14 protein-coding genes, 1 pseudogene and 1 riboswitch are annotated in these 17311 nt (G+C 71.8%); of the genes and pseudogenes, 8 read left to right on the top strand and 7 right to left on the bottom strand.

Annotated elements, in window-relative coordinates:
• Positions 1 to 51 precede the first annotated feature (51 nt).
• Both ACXAHD_RS02210 and ACXAHD_RS02205 read left to right on the top strand, forming a co-directional pair.
• Positions 52 to 831, top strand: a complete 780-nt coding sequence (locus ACXAHD_RS02210) for a hypothetical protein (protein WP_475048247.1) — start codon at positions 52 to 54, stop codon at positions 829 to 831.
• The gene (locus tag ACXAHD_RS02205) at positions 828 to 1193 is read left to right on the top strand and encodes a GntR family transcriptional regulator (protein WP_278173272.1); all 366 of its coding nucleotides are present in this window, start codon (positions 828 to 830) and stop codon (positions 1191 to 1193) included. Before ACXAHD_RS02210 ends, ACXAHD_RS02205 begins: the two co-directional genes overlap by 4 nt.
• A 1-nt stretch (position 1194) precedes the next feature.
• Here ACXAHD_RS02205 and ACXAHD_RS02200 read toward each other — a convergent pair whose 3' ends face one another.
• Complete coding sequence (locus ACXAHD_RS02200; protein WP_475048244.1) at positions 1195 to 1665, bottom strand: ribosomal maturation YjgA family protein; 471 nt, start codon at positions 1663 to 1665, stop codon at positions 1195 to 1197.
• 34 nt (positions 1666 to 1699) lie between these two features.
• Complete coding sequence (locus ACXAHD_RS02195; protein WP_475048242.1) at positions 1700 to 2542, bottom strand: phosphotransferase family protein; 843 nt, start codon at positions 2540 to 2542, stop codon at positions 1700 to 1702.
• 318 nt (positions 2543 to 2860) lie between these two features.
• Here ACXAHD_RS02195 and ACXAHD_RS02190 point away from each other — a divergent pair, with 318 nt between their 5' ends.
• The 4 genes and pseudogenes from ACXAHD_RS02190 to ACXAHD_RS02175 all read left to right on the top strand — a co-directional run.
• Positions 2861 to 4762 (top strand): M14 family zinc carboxypeptidase, encoded by a 1902-nt coding sequence (locus tag ACXAHD_RS02190; protein WP_475048239.1) that lies wholly within the window; start codon positions 2861 to 2863, stop codon positions 4760 to 4762.
• A 139-nt stretch (positions 4763 to 4901) separates the two neighbouring features.
• Positions 4902 to 4967, top strand: a riboswitch (cobalamin riboswitch).
• Between the two features lie 122 nt (positions 4968 to 5089).
• Positions 5090 to 6061 (top strand): ABC transporter substrate-binding protein, encoded by a 972-nt coding sequence (locus ACXAHD_RS02185; protein WP_281552119.1) that lies wholly within the window; start codon positions 5090 to 5092, stop codon positions 6059 to 6061.
• 1 nt (position 6062) lies between these two features.
• Positions 6063 to 7130 carry a FecCD family ABC transporter permease gene (locus ACXAHD_RS02180; RefSeq protein ID WP_348650033.1) on the top strand — a complete coding sequence of 356 codons (1068 nt, stop codon included), beginning with the start codon at positions 6063 to 6065 and terminating at the stop codon, positions 7128 to 7130.
• Between the two features lie 53 nt (positions 7131 to 7183).
• Positions 7184 to 7954, top strand: a pseudogene (locus ACXAHD_RS02175) (ABC transporter ATP-binding protein); the annotation flags it as partial.
• A 12-nt stretch (positions 7955 to 7966) separates the two neighbouring features.
• Here ACXAHD_RS02175 and ACXAHD_RS02170 read toward each other — a convergent pair.
• Positions 7967 to 8734: a VOC family protein gene (locus ACXAHD_RS02170; RefSeq protein ID WP_281552118.1), complete on the bottom strand. Its 768-nt coding sequence runs from the start codon at positions 8732 to 8734 to the stop codon at positions 7967 to 7969.
• A gap of 243 nt (positions 8735 to 8977) precedes the next feature.
• On the opposite strand from ACXAHD_RS02170, the gene ACXAHD_RS02165 reads away from it, so the two are divergent.
• Positions 8978 to 10582: an alpha/beta hydrolase fold domain-containing protein gene (locus ACXAHD_RS02165; protein ID WP_475048235.1), complete on the top strand. Its 1605-nt coding sequence runs from the start codon at positions 8978 to 8980 to the stop codon at positions 10580 to 10582.
• Positions 10583 to 10598: 16 nt separating this feature from the next.
• Here ACXAHD_RS02165 and ACXAHD_RS02160 read toward each other — a convergent pair whose 3' ends face one another.
• Both ACXAHD_RS02160 and ACXAHD_RS02155 read right to left on the bottom strand, forming a co-directional pair.
• Positions 10599 to 11591: a hypothetical protein gene (locus tag ACXAHD_RS02160; protein ID WP_281552116.1), complete on the bottom strand. Its 993-nt coding sequence runs from the start codon at positions 11589 to 11591 to the stop codon at positions 10599 to 10601.
• 92 nt (positions 11592 to 11683) lie between these two features.
• Positions 11684 to 13849, bottom strand: a complete 2166-nt coding sequence (locus ACXAHD_RS02155; RefSeq protein WP_475048232.1) for a HelD family protein — start codon at positions 13847 to 13849, stop codon at positions 11684 to 11686.
• A 282-nt stretch (positions 13850 to 14131) separates the two neighbouring features.
• Between ACXAHD_RS02155 and ACXAHD_RS02150 the strand changes: the two genes are divergently transcribed.
• On the top strand, positions 14132 to 15004 hold the full coding sequence (locus ACXAHD_RS02150; RefSeq protein WP_289211497.1) for a menaquinone biosynthetic enzyme MqnA/MqnD family protein: 873 nt from the start codon (positions 14132 to 14134) through the stop codon (positions 15002 to 15004).
• A gap of 30 nt (positions 15005 to 15034) precedes the next feature.
• Here ACXAHD_RS02150 and ACXAHD_RS02145 read toward each other — a convergent pair whose 3' ends face one another.
• Positions 15035 to 16129: a YML083C domain-containing protein gene (locus ACXAHD_RS02145; protein WP_281552113.1), complete on the bottom strand. Its 1095-nt coding sequence runs from the start codon at positions 16127 to 16129 to the stop codon at positions 15035 to 15037.
• Between the two features lies 1 nt (position 16130).
• Positions 16131 to 17117 carry a serine hydrolase gene (locus ACXAHD_RS02140; protein ID WP_281567190.1) on the bottom strand — a complete coding sequence of 329 codons (987 nt, stop codon included), beginning with the start codon at positions 17115 to 17117 and terminating at the stop codon, positions 16131 to 16133.
• Positions 17118 to 17311: the final 194 nt, after the last annotated feature.

The following is a 17311-nucleotide window of genomic DNA, read 5'->3' as shown; positions in this document are numbered from 1 at the left end:
GTTATGTCTCATGATTGTGAGACAAAGCTTGCGACTATGGAGGTGGTGGCGATGCGCCAGACAGAGCACAGCGAGACCAGGCAGTGGCTGGACCGGCACGGTCTGACCGAGGCCGAGCCGACGCCGCTGCTGGCGACCCGGCTGGCCGTGCGACGGCGGGCCAAGCTCGTCGGCGACATCCTGCTGGCCGGGTTCCTGATCGGCGCGGCACTCACCCACGCGACGGGCCGGGTCACCGACACGGCGTACTCCTGGCTGCCGTTGCTGGTGCTCACCGCGCTGGTGGTCGGCATGCTGGCGGCGCAGTGGCTGCTCCGTCAATGGGTCCGCCGCGTCGACCGGCGGGCCGGCGCGCAACTGCCCCGGCGGGTGGCCCATCCGGTCGGGTTCGGCTGGCCGGCGGTGCTCGGCCGGCCGTACGCCGTCTTCACGGTCGCCGCCTACACCGGCGCGCTGGTGCTCGCGGTGAGCGTACTGCCGGTTTCCGACCCGGTGCTGCGGGCCGGGGCCGCCGTCGTGCTGATCGGGCTCGCCGGTGCCGGTGCCGGCATGGTCATGCAGCTGCGTCAGGTGCTGACCAGCCCGGCCGTCGCCGAGGACGAGGCGTCGCTCACGGCGGACGTCGTCATGCGGGTCGAGGACGCCCGCGCCCTCGTCACCCCCAGCCTGGTCTGGATGCTGCCGGCCATCTTCCTGTACGGGGAGTCGCTGGGCTGGTGGAACGCGGTCGCTATCGGACTCGTCGTGGCCGGTGTCGTCGCGTTCGGTCTGGTCCAGACCCGGACCACGGCTGTCGGGGCGACCGCACGGCAGGCCATGATCGTCCGATGATCGTCATCGACGCCGCCTCGCCGACGCCGCCGTACGAGCAGCTGCGGGCCCAGCTCGCCCGGCAGATCCAGGACCGGTCGCTGGCCGTCGGCACCCGGCTGCCGACGGTCCGCCGGCTCGCCGCCGACCTCGGCCTGGCCGTGAACACCGTCGGTCGGGCGTACCGGGAGCTGGAGGAGGCCGGGCTGATCGAGACCCGTGGGCGGGCCGGCTCGTTCGTCACAGCCGCCGGCGACCAGGCCCTCGAGCAGGCCCACCGCGCCGCCCGCGACTACGCGACGATCATCGCCCGGAGCGGCATCGACCCCGCGGAGGCGATCCGGATCGTCCAGGCGGCCCTGGGCCGCCCGGCCACACCGTGACTCACCGGCCACGCCCGCGACCGGCACCGGCACCGGCGCCAGCCGGCTGCCGGTCCCGGTGGCGCAGCCGCCAACGGTCGACGCCCGCGTGCAGCAGGACCAACGGCAGTACCCCCACCACGTACCAGGCCAGGTCGGTGGGGTCGAAATGGACGCCGAGGACCAGCCGTGCCAGCAGACTGCGCTCGGACAGCTCCGCCGGTACGCCGGTCAGCTGCAGGAACTCGACGAGCCAGCAGAAGGCGACGGCACCCGCCCCGGCCACGATCGGCCCGGCACGCGGAGCCAGGACGAACACGCCCGCGTAGACCATCGACGCGTACAGGGCGGTGCCGGAGTACTGCTGCAGCGCGCCGGAACTGTCCAGCACGCCGTTCCCACCGGCCAGCACCCGGATGCCGAGTGCCACGGCGAGGAACCCGGCGGCGGCGGTCACGCCCGCCAACCGTACCCGCCACCTGAGACCCGCCACGGTGCCCGACCCTACAGTTCACCGATCCGGTCGGTCATTGGCCGGTCAGCGGGGTCCCCGCGGATCTCAGCACGTCGATCTCGCAGCCCGGCGAGGCCGGGTCGAAGCCGTGCTCGACCAGCCAACGGATCGCCAACAGGCTGCGTAGCGACCACCACGCGCCGATCACGTCGAGGTCGACGGCGGTGCCGTAGCCGGCGAGGACGTCACCAAGGCGCTCCCGGTGCCCGAGTGTCAGGGTGGCGAGGTCGAACAGGGCGTCACCTCGGCCTGCCTCGGACCAGTCGAGCATGCCGGTGACCTCATCACCGTCGACGAAGACGTGGGCGATCTGCAGGTCGCCGTGCGTGAAGACCGGTGTCCACGGCCGCAACGCGGCCCCGGCGATCCGGCGGTTGCGCATGACGAGGTCGGCGGGGAGCACTCTGTTCGCGATGAGCCACCTGCACTCGCCGTCGAGTTGCGAAGCCAACTCGTCGGGACTGCGACCGGGCCACGGTGGCAGCGGCGCGTCGTGCAGCATCCGTACGGCGGCACCCGTCGCTGTCCAGGCCGCCGCCGACGCCGCCGACGGCTCGCCAAGCCGGCCGAGCGCCGTCCCGGCAACGGCAGCAAGCGCGAGTACGGGCGGTCTACGCCACAGCACCTGCGGAGTCGGCACCGGTGCTCTCGCCATGGCCTCGACCTCGACGTCGGCGCGCATCTGGTCGGCGTCGACCTTCAGGAACACCTCGCCGACGCGCAGGGTCGCGCGTTCGTGATGGGCGACGACGACTTCCACCTGCGCCACGTTGGCCATCATCGTGCGGCCGGCGAACGGCGTCACCCGGTTTACCGGCGGGTCTCCGGCGCTCCGGCGGGCGGGATTCATGATCATGTGAGCGTTATGGACCTCACAACCGCGACGAGACGTTCAAAGCGCTCACATGATCATGAGTTGCGGGTTGCGCCGTCGGTCGCGGACGGCCGTCTCCGCCTGATGCTCGCGGCGCAGTGGATCGAGGAGTCCGTAGTGGCTGAGATCCGCCATGGACAATGTAGTCCCTCCCCGCACGGTGTCCGGTACGAGAAGTATCGATGCCGTGTGATGATCAGCTTGGCATGGAATTGATCGCGAAAGATATTGATATGACCATGTGACAGGTGGTGCAGTTGTGCTCACCAGCGGAGTCCTCCCCACCCCCAGGAGGTCTATATGCGATTCCGCGCACCAACTGCCAACGCCGGCTCGTGGCGCAGGACCACCGTCCTGCTGATCGCGACCGTCGTCGGCCTGTTCGCCGTCGTGACCGGCCCGGTGTCGGCCGATCCCAAGCCCAGCGGTTCCGACCGGGAGTCGATCGCCGGCCCGTACCGGGTCCTCGGACCGCGTACCTTCGCCGACCGCGACGCGGTGGCCGCGACCGGCGCCGCGATCGACTACATCGAACACGGCATCCTCAACATCACCGCGACCCGGGCCGAGGTCAGCGCGATCCAGGCGCTCGGCTTCGAGGTCGAAGCGGTCCGGGCACCCACCAGGACCGACGCGTCCGGCGACGTCACCACGTTGGACTTCCCGCCGTCCGACTCGGCGTACCACAACTACGCAGAGCTGACCACGGTGGTCAACCAGGTAGTCTCCAGCCACTCGAACATCGCCCGGAAGATCAGCATCGGGACCTCGTACGAGGGCCGCGACCTGATGGCGGTCAAGATCTCCGACAACGTCGGCACCGACGAGGACGAGCCGGAGATCCTGTTCAACTCACAGCAGCACGCCCGCGAGCACCTCACCGTCGAGATGGCGATCTACCTGCTGAACCTGTTCACCGACGGCTACGGCAGCGACTCGCGGATCACCAACATCGTCAACACCCGCGAGATCTGGATCGTGCCGACCGTCAACCCGGACGGCAGTGAGTACGACATCGCCACCGGCTCGTACCGGTCCTGGCGCAAGAACCGCCAGCCCAACAGCGGCTCGTTTGCCGTCGGCACCGACCTGAACCGCAACTGGGACTACCTGTGGGGCTGCTGCGGCGGATCCTCCGGCTCCCCGTCGTCGTCGACCTACCGCGGCCCGTACGCCTTCTCCGCCCCGGAGACGCAGGCGCTGCGCGACTTCGTCAACAGCCGGGTGGTCGGCGGTGAGCAGCAGATCACGGCCAACATCGACTTCCACAGCTACTCGGAGCTGGTGCTCTGGCCGTTCGGCTGGACCACCGCCAACACCCCGTCCGGGATGACCACCGACCAGTACAACACCTTCGCCACCCTCGGTACGCAGATGGCGGCGACCAACGGCTACACCCCGGAACAGTCGTCCGACCTCTACATCACCGACGGCAGCAGCATCGACTGGATGTGGGGCGTGCACGGCATCTGGGCGTACACCTTCGAGCTGTACCCCGGCTCGTCCAGCGGCGGCGGCTTCTACCCGCCCGACGAGGTGATCCCCACCCAGACCGCCCGCAACCGGGAAGCGGTGCTGATGTTCAGCGAGTACGCCGACTGCCCGTACCGGGTGATCGGCAAGGAGTCGCAGTACTGCGGCGGCGGTCCGGTCGACCCGCCGGGCAGCACCGTCTGGGCGGACGACTTCGAGTCCGCGACCGGCTGGACGACCGACCCGAGCGGCACCGACACCGCCACCACCGGGCAGTGGGAGCGCGGCGTCGCGCAGGCCACCAGCTCCGGCGGGGCCCTGCAGCTGACCGCCTACCAGGGCAGCAACAGCCTGGTCACCGGGCGGCTGGCCGGCTCCTCGGCCGGCTCGTACGACATCGACAGCGGGGCCACCAGCGCCCGCTCCCCGGCGATCACGCTGCCGTCGAGCGGCACCCTCACCCTGTCGCTCGCCTGGTACCTGGCCCACCTGAACAACTCGTCGTCGGCCGACTACCTGCGGATCAGCGTGGCGCACAGTGGCGGCACGACGACGCTGTTGAACCAGTCCGGCGCGGGGAGCAACCGGTACGGGTCCTGGTCGACCGGCAGCTACAACCTGACCCCGTACGCGGGTCAGACGGTGCGGATCCTGGTCGAGGCGGCGGACGCCTCCACCGCCAGCCTGGTCGAGGCGGCCATCGACGACGTCCGGATCACCAGGTCCTGACGGCGGGCAGGGCTGCCGGCTACTGACGGCACGCAGGGCTGCCGTGCGGTGAACATCACCGGACGGCAGCCCTGCGCTGCTGCGATGACGCTGCGGCGGCGTCGGTGGGTTACCGTGCTACCGACCGCCCCGCAGCGAAGCCGGTGCGAACCCGGCGCTGTCCCGCAACTGTGATGCCCCGGCCGACAGCCGGGGGCTAGCCAGGTCGCCTGCGGCGTGGTCGCGAACCGCGCTCTCGAGGAAGGGCGCCTCGCCACCTGGCCGGGGCCGGCGTCACCACCCCGACCTGTCGGCGAAGCACCAGCCCTCGACCGACAGGAGGACCAGATGAGCAGACCCCTTACGCGGCGGGCAGCGTTGCTGCGTACCGCCGCGGTCGCCACCGCCGCGACCCTCGCCCTGACCGGATGCGGCCAGGCCGGCGACGGCTCCGGCGGGCCCGACGACGCGCAGCCCGGCGTCAGCCCGGAGGCCGCCGCCAGCTACCCGGTCACCGTCGGTGACCTGACCCTGGAGGTACGCCCGGAGCGGATCGTCGCACTGTCGCCGACCGCGACCGAGATGCTCTTCGCGATCGGCGCCGGCGACCAGGTGGCCGCCGTCGACGACAACTCCAACCACCCGGCCGAGGCGCCGACCACCGAGCTGTCCGGGTTCACCCCGAACGTCGAGGCGATCGCCGGCTACGAGCCCGACCTGGTGGTGCTCTCCGGCGACACCAACGAGGTGGTGGCCGGGCTGACCCGACTGTCGATCCCGGTCTACCTGGCCGGGGCGGCGGTGACCCTGGACGACACGTACCGTCAGATCACCGAGCTGGGCGCCCTCACCGGGCACCCGGAGGCAGCGGCCGACCTGGTCGACACCATGCGGTCCGACATCGACAAACTGGTCGCCGACGCGGCGCAGCCGGCCGAGCCGTTGAGCTACTACTACGAGCTCGACCCGACTCTCTACACGGTGACCAGCGAAACCTTCGTCGGGTCGCTGTTCACCATGGTCGGGCTGACCAACATCGCCGACCCGGCGGACCCGTCCGGGGAGGCCGGCGGCTACCCGCAGCTGTCCGCCGAGGCGCTGATCGACGCCGACCCGGACCTGATCTTCCTCGCCGACACCAGGTGCTGCCAGCAGAACGCGCAGACGGTGGCGCAGCGGGCCGGCTGGTCCACCATCACCGCCGTACAGACCGGTCAGGTGGTCGAGCTCGACGACGACATCGCGTCCCGCTGGGGTCCCCGGGTGGTCGACCTGGTCCGGGCGATCGTCGACGCGGTCGACGCGGCGGCGGCGTCCTGACGTGCTCCGTACGCCGGTCCGGCGGCGGCCCGGGCTGACCACCGGCTGGTTCGCTGGTGCGGTGACGGCAGTCGTGCTGTCGGCCCTGGCCGGGCTGGCGTTCGGCCCGGCCAGTCTGCCGCCGCTGGCGGTCGCCGCCGAACTGCTCAACCTGCTGCCCGGCGTCGACGTGGACAGTGGACTCAACGACCGGCAGGTGGCGATCGTCACCCAGCTGCGGCTGCCCCGGGTGGTGCTGGCACTGCTGGTCGGCGGCATGCTGGCCCTGGCCGGCGGCTGCTACCAGGGGGTGTTCCGCAACCCGCTGGCCGACCCGCATCTGCTCGGCGCCGCCGCCGGGGCCGGGCTGGCGGTGACCGCGGTCATCGCGCTGCGCCCCGGCACCGGAGTGCTGACCGGGCTGCCGGTGACGGTGCCGCTGGCCGCGTTCGTCGGCGCGCTCGGGGCGGTCGCGCTGACCTACCTGCTCGGTACGGGTGCCGCCGGGCCGGACCGGTCCACCGCGACGCTGATCCTGGCCGGGGTGGCGGTGTCGGCGTTCCTCGCCGCCGGGCAGACCTACCTGCTGCAACGCCACGTGGACACCATCCGGGAGGTCTACTCGTGGCTGCTGGGTCGGCTGGCCACCGACGGCTGGCACGAGGTTCGGCTGGTCCTGCCGTACGCGGTGATCGCCGCCGTGGTGGTGTTGGCGCAGCGCCGCGAGCTGGACGTGCTGTCGGTCGGTGACGAGGAGGCGGCCAGCCTCGGCCTGCACCCGCAGCGGTCCCGCTACCTGCTGCTCGCCGCCGCGTCGCTGGGCACCGCCGCGGCGGTGTCGGTATCCGGGCTGATCGGCTTCGTCGGGTTGATCGTGCCGCACCTGGTCCGACTGGTAGCAGGCAGCAGCTACCGGGTGATCCTGCCGCTGTCGATGCTGCTCGGTGGCGCGTTCCTGACCGTCACCGACGTGGTGGCCCGTACCGTGGCCGCGCCGGCCGAGATCCCGATCGGTGTGGTCACCGCCTTCTTCGGCGCCCCGTTCTTCGTGCTGGTGCTGCGTACCACCCGCCGGACGGTGGCGCTGTGACCGCGCCCGGGCCCGCGCCCGAGACCGGGCCGGCCGCGGCTGGGAGCACCCCGGTGGTCGGCCGTGACCTGCGGGTACGCCTCGGCGGCGCGCCGGTACTGGACGGTGTCGACCTGACCGTGGCCGCCGGTGAGTGGGTGGCGGTGATCGGGCCGAACGGGGCCGGCAAGTCGACCCTGCTGCGGGCGGTCGGCGGGCTGCTGCCGGTCGACGGCAGCCTGAAGCTGTTCGGTACGCCGATCACCCGGCTCGGCCGCCGGGCCCGGGCCCGGCTGGTCGCCACCGTCGTACAGTCGCCGGTGGTGCCGGCCGGGATCGCCGTCGCCGACTACGTGCTGCTCGGCCGTACCCCGTACGTTCCGCTGCTGGGCCGGGAGTCGGCGGCCGACCTGGCGGTGGTCGACGACGTGCTCGCCCGGCTCGACCTGACCGGGTTCGCGCACCGGCGGCTGGCCACACTGTCCGGTGGTGAACGCCAGCGGGTGCTGCTGGCCCGGGCACTGGCCCAGGGCGCTCCGCTGCTGCTGCTCGACGAGCCGACCAGCGCACTGGACGTCGGCCATCAGCAGGAGGTGCTGGAACTGGTCGACGAGCTGCGCCGGGACCGGGGGCTGACCGTGCTGGCCACCATGCACGACCTGTCGGTGGCCGGCGAGTACGCCGACCGGCTGGTGCTGCTCGCCGCCGGCCGGACGGTCGCCGCCGGCCCGCCGGCCGAGGTGCTCACCGAGGAGAACCTGGCCCGGTACTACCGGGCCCGGGTGCGGGTGCTGCCCGGCGCGCACGGCCCGCTGGTCGTCCCGGTCCGCGACCGGGACGTTCCCCGACCAGAACCGTCAGTCGCCGGCGATCCGGATCACCGAGAAGAAGGCCCCCTGCGGGTCGTTGAGCACGGCGAACCGGCCGTGCGGCAGGTCGGTGGGCGGGACTGAGACGGTGCCGCCGAGCGCGGCGGCGTGCGCGGCGGTGGCGTCGCAGTCGTTCACCGCGAAATACACCATCCAGTGGGCCGGCAGGTCCGCCGGCCAGTCGTCGCCGACCATCGGCATCATCCCGGCGACGGGCTGCTGTTCGACCAGCCATTCCGTGTACATGATCGGCGGGAACGGGGTGTCCCGGCACTCCCAGTCGAAGACCGCGCCGTAGAACTCCTTCGCGCCCTCCGGGTCGCGGGTGGTCAGCTCGTTCCAGCACAGTGAGCCGGGCACGTTCGCCAGCTCCGCGCCGGCCATGGACAGCGGCTGCCAGACGGCGAAGCTGGCCCCGGCCGGGTCGGTGAAGACCGCCGCCCTACCCCGGTCGAGCACGTCGAACGGCGGCATCAGCACGGTGCCGCCGGCCGACTCGACGAGCTTGGCGCTCGCCTGGGCGTCCAGCGTGCCGATGTACGTGGTCCAGGTCGGCGGCTGCCCGCCGGTGGACACCGAGCCGGCCCCGGCGACCAGTTTGTCGTCCTTGCTGAACAGGGTGTAACCCTCGGCGTCCGGATCCTCGGGCGGCTGCGCGGACCAGCCGAACAGTTCGCCGTAGAACCGGATCGCACCGGGCAGGTCGGAGGTGCCGAGGTCGACCCAGGCGGGCACCCCGGCCGCGGCGACGGACATGGCGGATTTCCTCCTGCGGATCGGCTGGCTGGACCCTGCTGACCGAATCCTGGCACCCGGTCGCCTACGGTTGGGGGAGATTCGCCGAAGCAATCGCCCGGCACGCGGAATCATGGCCCGCGCCGAGGGTAACCGCGCACCGGGCTGACGTCACCGACCGAAGCCAGGCGGGGTGCCGGACACCGGGCGGCGACGCCGGACACCGGCCGGGACGCGGGACAGCGGGGGAGAACGATGGTACGGGTGATCGAGGTGTTGCCGGGCGACATCGACCGGGCGATCAACGACGACCACGTTCTGCTGGACCAGCTTTTCCGGCGGCTGGAAACCGGCCAGGGCGACCGGCGGATCCTGGCCGACCAGGTGGTCTACCGGATCTCCATGCACCTGGCGGCCGAGGAACAGATCCTCGACCCGGTCTTCGACGAGCCGGCGGTGACCGACCGGCTGACCGCCGGGTCGGTCGGCGAGCTGATCAAGCGGGGGCGGGACACCCGTCAGCGGATCAAGGAGGCGGCCGCCGAGATCGACCGGTCCAGACCCGGCAACCTGGACTTCGAGGAGGCGCTCAACCACTTGATCGCCGACGTCCGCCGGCAGGCCGCCGAGCAGGAGGGGACGTTGCTGCCGGCGCTGCGGGCCACGGTCGGCCCGCAGCGGATGGCCGAACTCGGCGCGCAGTTCACCGCCGCCAAGTATCGTGCCCCGACCCATCCGCACCCGCAGACACCGAACACCTCCCGCAGCAGCCGGCTACTGGGCGGGCCGGCGGCGCTGGTCGACCGGCTCCGCGACCGGACCTCGGGGCGGCGTGGCTGGTTCGCCACCGACGCGTCCGGGCTGCTGGAACCGCAGTCCCAGGCGCTGCTGGACGTGTTCGCCGCGCTCGGCCCCCGACCCACCGAGATCCTCGAACCGGCCGAGGCGCGGCGCCAGCCGACCCTGTCCGACGCGGTGGCCCGGATCCGTACCGCCCGGGGGGACCTGGAGGAACGGGAGCCGGTCGACTCGGTCTTCGACTTCGCCATCGACGGTCCCGGCGGGCAACTGACCCTGCGGGTCTACCGGCCGACGTCGGCGTCGCCAGCCGGCGGCCTGCCGGTGCTGATCTACCTGTACGCCGGTGGCTGGGTGGTCGGCAGCCTGGACACCTACGACGCCACCCCCCGCGCGCTGTGCAACAAGGAACGGTGTCTGGTGGTGGCGGTGGACTACCGGCACGCCCCGGAACACCCGTTCCCGGCCGCCCACGACGACGTGCTCGCCGCGACCCGCTGGCTGCTGGACAACGCCGGGGAGATCGGCGGTGACCCGGGACGGATCGCCATTGCCGGCGAGGCCGCCGGCGGCAACATGGCGGTGGCCACCTGTCTGCAGTTGCGCGACGCCGGTCAGCGGCTGCCGCTGCTGCAGGTGCTGATCTACCCGGTGACCAGCGTGACGATCGACGACGGCTCCGGAGTGGACGCCGCCGACGCGGCGCCGCTGAACCGCCCGATGCTGAGCTGGTTCGCCCGGCACGCCTTCCCCCGGCCGGAGATGCTCGGCGACCCTCGGGTGGCGTTGCTCGACCTGCCGGTGCAACGGCTCGCCGGCCTGCCGCCGGCGGTGGTGCTGACCGTGGAACGGGATCCGCTGCGCGACCAGGGGCAGGCGTTCGCGCAGCGGCTGCGGGCGGCCGGGGTGCCGGTCGAGCACATCCACTACGACGGCGTACCGCACGAGTTCTTCGGCATGGGCGCGGTGCTGGACGTGGCGGAGGCGGCTCAGGACCGGGTGGCGGCGGAGCTGCACACCGTGTTCAACCCGTCCGGCCAGTCGTCGAGCGGCTGGCCGACCGGCCTGTGAGCCTCCGGGACCGGAATCAGCGGTCGGCGAGGTCGGCGATGGTGTTCACCAGACCGGCTGCGGTCTGCGGCTCCCGGGTGGTCAGCACGAGATAGCGCCCACCGGACAGCTGCACCCGGATGCCCGGACCGGATCGGGTGATCAATCCACGTCCCCGCGTGTCGGGGTGGTAGCGGTAGCCCCAGCCGCCCCATTCGGACACCCGTACCGTCGTCTGGACGGCCCCGACGACCTCCCGCGCCGGTACGCTGATCCGCGGCCACCCGAACGGACCGAATCCGATGTGGATGCCTTGCCGGTCGATGGTCAGCCGGTTGACCAGCAGCAGCATCACCAACGCCACGGTGAGCAACACCGGGCTGGCCACCCAGACGTTGATCCAGACCGCCAGGACCCCGGCGAGCAGCAGCAACGGGACCAGGATCCACAGCCCGGTGCGGGACACCGATGTCTGCTCGGTCCACCCGGCACCGTCGGCCGGCAGCGGCACCCGGGGCAGCTCGGCGGCGGGTCGGCCGTCCGCCGCCGGCCCGGCCGGCGGCTGACCGCACGCCGCGTACGCGAGCACCGTCCAACCCGTCACCCCGACCATCAGCGCGGGAATGTGCCAGCTCGGCGCCGGCGCCCGGGTCGGGTCCAGTACATCGACCGAAAGTGCCACGGTGGTCAGCCAGATCCCGGCGACGAAGCCGGCGACCGCCGCGCCGATGGTGATCAGCCACCGCCGCAGCTGCCACCGTAGCCCGAGCGGCAGCACCCCGACTGCGGCGAGCACCGCCCCGGCGGCCGCGCCGATCGTGTAGCCGGTCACGCTGTTCGTCAGCGAACTGGTCGCGTCGACGACATCGGCCGTGTTCCAGTGCATCGGTAGCCGGTCCGGCAGCCGGTGCCGCAGCACCTCGGCGGTCAACGGCACCACGGCGACCGCGAGCACAGCGAGCAGGAAACCGAGTAGCCGCCGGCCGCCGCCACCGGCGCGGTCCTGCCCGGCCGTCCCTCCATCGCTCACCTGGCGATTGTTTCCCAGCTGTCGCCGGGCCAACCTGGAGGGGGCGGGCGGTGTGGCGCGCGCCGTTCTGCTAGTGCCGCCGGTCGGTTCTGTCAGTGCCGCCGGTCGGTCCGGCAGTGGTCGCCCAGCGGGGTCGGAAGCGGGTCGGCGTGCAGCACCGTCAACCGGGACACCGCCCGGGTCAGCACCACGTACAGCCGGTGCAGCCCACGCGGCTCGGCCGCGACGATAGCGGCCGGCTCGACCACCACCACGTGGTCGTACTCCAGCCCTTTCACCTCGGTCGCGGCGACTACCGACACCCGGATCCCGGGGTCGCCGGCGGCTCCGGTGACCTCGATACCGGCTGCGGTCAGCGCGTCGCGCAGGCCGGGCAGCGCGGACTCGGCGGCGATCACCCCGACCGAGCCGTCGTGGGTCAGCGCCGCGCGTACCTCGGCCACCGTGGCACCGGTCAGATCGTCGACCGTACGCAGCGACAGCGAACCGTCGCGACGCAGCGACACCGCCGGTGGTACGTCCACTTCGAGCGCCGGCAGCAGCCGGTTGGCCAGCTCGACCACCACCGCCGGCACCCGGAAGCCGACCGTCAGCGGCACCACCGGGGCGTCGGGCCGACCGAGGTGGGTCAGCGTGCGGTGCCAGTCGGTGGCCGCCCACGGGGCGGTGCCCTGCGCCAGGTCGCCGAGCAGGGTGACCGAGCCGTGTTCGCTGCGCCGGGCGATCGCCCGGCACTGCATCGGCGACAGGTCCTGCGCCTCGTCGATCACCACGTGCCCGTACCCGGTCGGCCGGTCGAGCAGCCCGGCGACCTCGTCGATGAGCACCAGGTCGGCCTCGGTCCATCTGGTGGTGCGGACCGACCTGGCCAACGGTCGCAGCAGCGCCGCCTGCTCGGCCTCGTCGAGCAGACCGGTGGCGGCGGCCGCCAGCCGCTGCGGATCGGTGAGCAGCGTGGACACCACCTCGGTCGGGGTGAGCGCCGGCCAGACCCGGTCCAGCAGGGCGCGTACCGGGGCCACCCGGGCCATCCGCCGCAGCCAGGCGTCGCTCGGTGATTCGGCACGCCGGGTCTCGGCTTGGCGTTGCAGCAGCGCGACGATCCGGGCCAGCACCCGTTCCCGACCGATCCGGTACGGCGGATCCTCCTCGCGGACCGTCCGGACGATCCGGTGCAACGCCTCGACGCCGATCCGCCAGCGGTAGGAGCCGTCCGGCACCACGATCGACTCGTCCGGCTCGCCGAGGTACGCCTCGACGGCGCGCCGCAGCACCTGCGCCATCCTCGGGTCGTGTTTGAGCGCGGCGGCGGCCGGGGTGTCGTCGGCGCGCACCGGCACCGAGTCGATCAGGTCGGCGACCGTGCGCTGGGCTACCTCGACCTCGCCGAGGGCGGGCAGCACGTTGGCGATGTAGGACAGGAACACCCGGTTCGGCCCGACTATCAGCACGCCGGCCTTGCGTAGCCGTTCCCGGTGCGCGTACAGCAGATAGGCGGCCCGGTGCAGCCCGACCGCGGTCTTGCCGGTGCCGGGCGCGCCCTGCACGCAGATCGACTCGGCCAGCTCAGCCCGGACCAGCTCGTCCTGTTCGGGCTGGATGGTGGCGACGATGTCCCGCATCGGGCCGACCCGGGGCCGCTCGATCTCCGTGGTCAGGATGCGTGAGGCGGTGCCGAGCTCTTCGCCCCGGTCGAGGTGTTCGTCCTCGAAGCTGGTGAGTTCGCCGCCGGCGTAGCCGAACCGGCGGCGGACCCGTACCTGCTGCGGGTCGCGGGCGCTGGCCTGGTAGAAGGCCCGGCTGCGCGGCGCTCGCCAGTCGAGCACCAGTGGTTCGCCGGTGTTGTCGGCGACATGCCGGCGGCCGATGTGGTGGCGACTGATTCGGTGCCGGCCGGCCGGCAGCCCGCCCGGATCGGGCTCACCGCCTGGCTCAGGGGCGTCGTCAATTCCGTCGTCGAGGTCGGGATCGTCTTCGACATCGAGCCGGCCGAAGAACAGCGGCGTGTCCGGGTTGTCGGCCAGCTCGGCGACCCGGCGGGCCAGGTGCCTGCCCAGGGTTTCGGCGGTGTACGCGTCCCCGGCGACCCGATCGCCGGTGCTGAACAGGGCTTCGGCCCGGTTGCGCATCCGGGCGAGGGCGGCGCGGGACGCGGTCAGATGAGCGCGTTCGGCGGCGAGTTCGCCGTCCAGGTCGGGTGCGGGGCGGTCCAGTGCGGGGCGGTCGGGTGCGGGGCGGTCGAGGTCGGGTGCGGGCATGCTGACTCCTGGCTGGATCGCCGGCGTGCTCGCTCGCGTGTCCGGAACCGGGTCGGCCGGTGCCCGGCGCGGGGGACGTCCGCTGCGGTGCGACTCACCGCGGCCGTCAAGCGGCCATCGACTTTACCCCTGGCCCGTCGCGGGTCAATCAGATTTCCCCGCTATGCCGGCGCGACGGGGTTGCCGGGGCGATCTGTTCGACGGGTGCCCGGGGGTGCGGGGTGCGCCACAGGCCGGGCCGCCGCCGGGCGTGGCGACTGCCCGACGGCTACCGTGGAGATCATGAGTCACGGTGACGGGGGTGAGGGCGGCGGGCTGCGCCGACCACGGGTCGGGCACATCCAGTTCCTGAACTGCCTGCCCATCTACTGGGGGCTGATGCGTTCCGGCGCGCTGCTCGACGTCGACCTGCACAAGGACTCCCCGGAACGGCTCGGAGCCGCCCTGGTCGCTGGCGACCTGGACATCGGCCCGATCTCGTTGGTCGAGTACCTGCGGCACGCCGACCAGTTCCTGCTGCTGCCGGACATCGCGGTAGGTAGCGACGGGCCGGTGCTGTCGGTGAACGTCGTCACCACCCGGCCACTGGGCGAGTTGTCCGGCCGCCCGGTGGCGCTCGGCTCCACTTCGCGTACCGGTGTGCTGCTGGCCCGGATGCTGCTGGCCGAGCGGTACGGCGTCGAACCAAACTACTTCACCTGCCCGCCGGACGTCACCCAGATGCTGCTGGAGGCCGACGCCGCCGTGCTGATCGGCGACGTCGCATTGCGGGCCCGCCACGAGGCGCCGGCGCGCGGTCTGGCTGTCACCGATCTGGGGCAGGCGTGGCGGGACTGGACCGGGCTGCCGATGGTCTTCGCCGTCTGGGCGGTCCGCCGGGACTTCGCCGCCGCCCACCCCGGCCAGGTCAAGGAGGTCCACCAGGCGTTCCTGCGGTCGCGTGACCTGTGCCTCGCCGAGCTAGACGCGGTGGCACGGGCCGCCGCCAGGTGGGAGCCGTTCGACGCGCCGACGCTGGCGTCGTACTTCCGGGCGTTGGACTTTTCGCTCGGTGACCGGCAGGTGGCCGGACTGCGGGAGTTCGCCCGCCGCGCGGCCCGGTCGGGTGCCGCCCCGGCACTGCCGTCTGCCGGCCCTGAGTTCTTCCTGCCCTGAGTTCTTCCTGCCTGACCGCGTCTGGATGGCTCAGCTGCCGGCCGAGGTGGTTGCCGCTGCCCGCAACTGCTGCGCCACCGCACGGCAGGTCTGTCCGCCGTACGTGAAGGGCCGGTCGGCCGGGAACCGGGTCATCACCCCGATGGTCCACCCGTCGCCGATCGCCAGGCAGTTGACGTGCCACTTCTGCTCATCGTCGCGGATCACCCAGCCGTTCTTGATGGCGATCCCATCGGCTTCGTCTGCCGGGAATGCCTCGATCACCCCGAAATCACCTGGACTGCGTACGCTGCGCATCTCGGTCATCAGCCAGTCGGTCCACTCGGCGCCGGCCGCCCGGCCATCGGCGATGCACGCCCCGATCCGGGCCACGTCGCGGGGGGAGAGCCGGGTGGTGCTCCATCTGTTCTCGGTCGAGCTGCGGCTGTCGGTGAGCCCGCAGATCCGGATCATCCGCTCGGTCGCTGCGGTTCGGCCGATTTCCTGCCACAGCTCCTCAGCGACCTGGTTGTCGCTGTCCCTGATCATGATCTCGAGCTGCTGCATCCGGAAGTTGCTCGGCGACCGGCCCGCTTCGGCCGAGGTACGCAGGTAGTCGGCGGCGATCCACGCCTTGATCAGCGACGCCGTGGTACTGGTCTCGGCCAGATTGGCCGATCCGTGGATCTCGCCGGTGCGTTGGTCGAGCATCGCCCACGACCACCAGCCGTCGATGCCGTCCAGCTGTACCGTGGTCGGCGCGACGGCCAGCGGTGACAGCGTGGGGTCGGGCTCCGGGGTCGGGCTCTCGCTCGGGCCGGCCATCGGGTTCGACGTCGGTTGATGCCAGCTGGGCTGCTGGTCGGTGGCCCGTCCGTTGGTGGCCTGTCGGTCGGCAGGCTGCTCACCAGCGGCGGCCAACGGCGTGGCGGGAACCAGCCGCGACCCGGCGATGCCGGCGGCTGCCAGAGCGATCAGACCGATCACGATCAGCGGCGTACGCCACCTGGCCCGGGTGTGCCGGGCTACGCCGCCTGCCCGCCCGGTCACCAGCTGGGAGGGTCGGCTGGCCATCAGCCGGCCCGGTCCGCTGGTGAACAGCCGGCGCAGCCGGCGGGTCGACGATATCCAGGAGGTGGGTGGCATGTCAGTTGGCCGGTGTCGCCGGGAGCGGCAGTTCGGCCGGCAGCTGGATGGCGGCGCCGGCGTGTGGGGTGACGAGTTGCCGGGCCACCTCGCGGCAGATGCCCGCCCCGTACTCGAGGCCGTAAGGGCCCGGGTAGCGAGTCATCACCGCGAGGATCCAGTCGTCGTGCACGGCCAGGCAGTTGAGGTGCCACATGCCGTCCGCCCAGATCAGCGTCCAGCCGTTCTTGATGCCGACCGGCGACTCCCGCAACAGGCTCTCCGGTAGTCCATCGATGATGCCCCAGCGGCCACCGCCGGAGGTGGATTCCTGCTCGGAGGCGGCGATCCCGCCCCGCACCTGAGACATCTCGTCGAGCACCCAATCGGTCCACAACGGGCCGGCGGCGGTGCCGTTCTTGACGCACTCGCCCATCAGCACGGCATCGCGGGCGGACATCTGGGTGTAGCTCCACCAGACGTTGTCCTCCTTCGGCGGCACGACCATCCGGGTCTGCTGCAGGCCGCACATCTTGATCATCCGGGTGATCACGTCTTCGCCGCCGGCACTGTAGAACAGCAGGTCCGTGGCCCGGTCGTCGCTGTCGCGGATGGCCAGGCTGGCCAGCTGCAGAATTTCCGGATCAGGCTCGGCGTCATCGAGCTGCCGTAGGTAGTCCGCGACGATCCAGATTTTGATCATCGATTCGGTGGAGCTGGTCTCGGTCATGTTGGCCGAGCCGCCGATCTCGCCGCTGTCGCGGTCCAGCAGCGCCCAGGTCATGAAACCGGTGACCGGGACCGAGACCGCTGCGGCCCGCAACGTCGGCACGGCTGGAGGCCCGGGGGACTCGGCCATGGCGAGGGGCGGATCGGTCAGCTCGTCGACGGGCCGGTTGGCGTCCGGCCGGGTCCCGCCGAGGAACCGGGCCGAGGCGGCGGGGACCACCAGAACGGCACCGACCACCAGGGCTGCCAGCACGACAGTGAGTGTCACGCGTGAACTCATGGGGACTGCTCCGGGGAGTGAATCGATGATTTCAGCTCGTCGGTGCTCTCTGGCAGGTTTGCGTCGGTCCGGGAAGGTCCTGGTACCGAGGTGTTTCTGTAACTGTGGGTTTCTTTGCGGACAGATGCGAGTCAGGTGGGCCGGTTTGAACGTCGTCGCCGCCGCGCCATTGGGCAGTTTACGGGGCGAATCTC

Source organism: Micromonospora sp. ABR4_055 (assembly GCF_056160425.1).
The sequence above is the reverse complement of the archived record's forward strand: the minus strand, read 5'-3'. Positions and strand labels throughout refer to the sequence as shown.

What these genes read in the sequence shown, in the direction of transcription:
- ACXAHD_RS02145 (WP_281552113.1), bottom strand. Translation starts at nt 16,129, where the DNA reads ATGCCACCCACCTCCTGGATATCGTCGACCCGCCGGCTGCGCCGGCTG.
- ACXAHD_RS02150 (WP_289211497.1), top strand. Translation starts at nt 14,132, where the DNA reads ATGAGTCACGGTGACGGGGGTGAGGGCGGCGGGCTGCGCCGACCACGG.
- ACXAHD_RS02140 (WP_281567190.1), bottom strand. Translation starts at nt 17,117, where the DNA reads ATGAGTTCACGCGTGACACTCACTGTCGTGCTGGCAGCCCTGGTGGTC.
- ACXAHD_RS02170 (WP_281552118.1), bottom strand. Translation starts at nt 8,734, where the DNA reads ATGTCCGTCGCCGCGGCCGGGGTGCCCGCCTGGGTCGACCTCGGCACC.
- ACXAHD_RS02205 (WP_278173272.1), top strand. Translation starts at nt 828, where the DNA reads ATGATCGTCATCGACGCCGCCTCGCCGACGCCGCCGTACGAGCAGCTG.
- ACXAHD_RS02155 (WP_475048232.1), bottom strand. Translation starts at nt 13,849, where the DNA reads ATGCCCGCACCCGACCTCGACCGCCCCGCACCCGACCGCCCCGCACTG.
- ACXAHD_RS02210 (WP_475048247.1), top strand. Translation starts at nt 52, where the DNA reads ATGCGCCAGACAGAGCACAGCGAGACCAGGCAGTGGCTGGACCGGCAC.
- ACXAHD_RS02185 (WP_281552119.1), top strand. Translation starts at nt 5,090, where the DNA reads ATGAGCAGACCCCTTACGCGGCGGGCAGCGTTGCTGCGTACCGCCGCG.
- ACXAHD_RS02195 (WP_475048242.1), bottom strand. Translation starts at nt 2,542, where the DNA reads ATGATCATGAATCCCGCCCGCCGGAGCGCCGGAGACCCGCCGGTAAAC.
- ACXAHD_RS02190 (WP_475048239.1), top strand. Translation starts at nt 2,861, where the DNA reads ATGCGATTCCGCGCACCAACTGCCAACGCCGGCTCGTGGCGCAGGACC.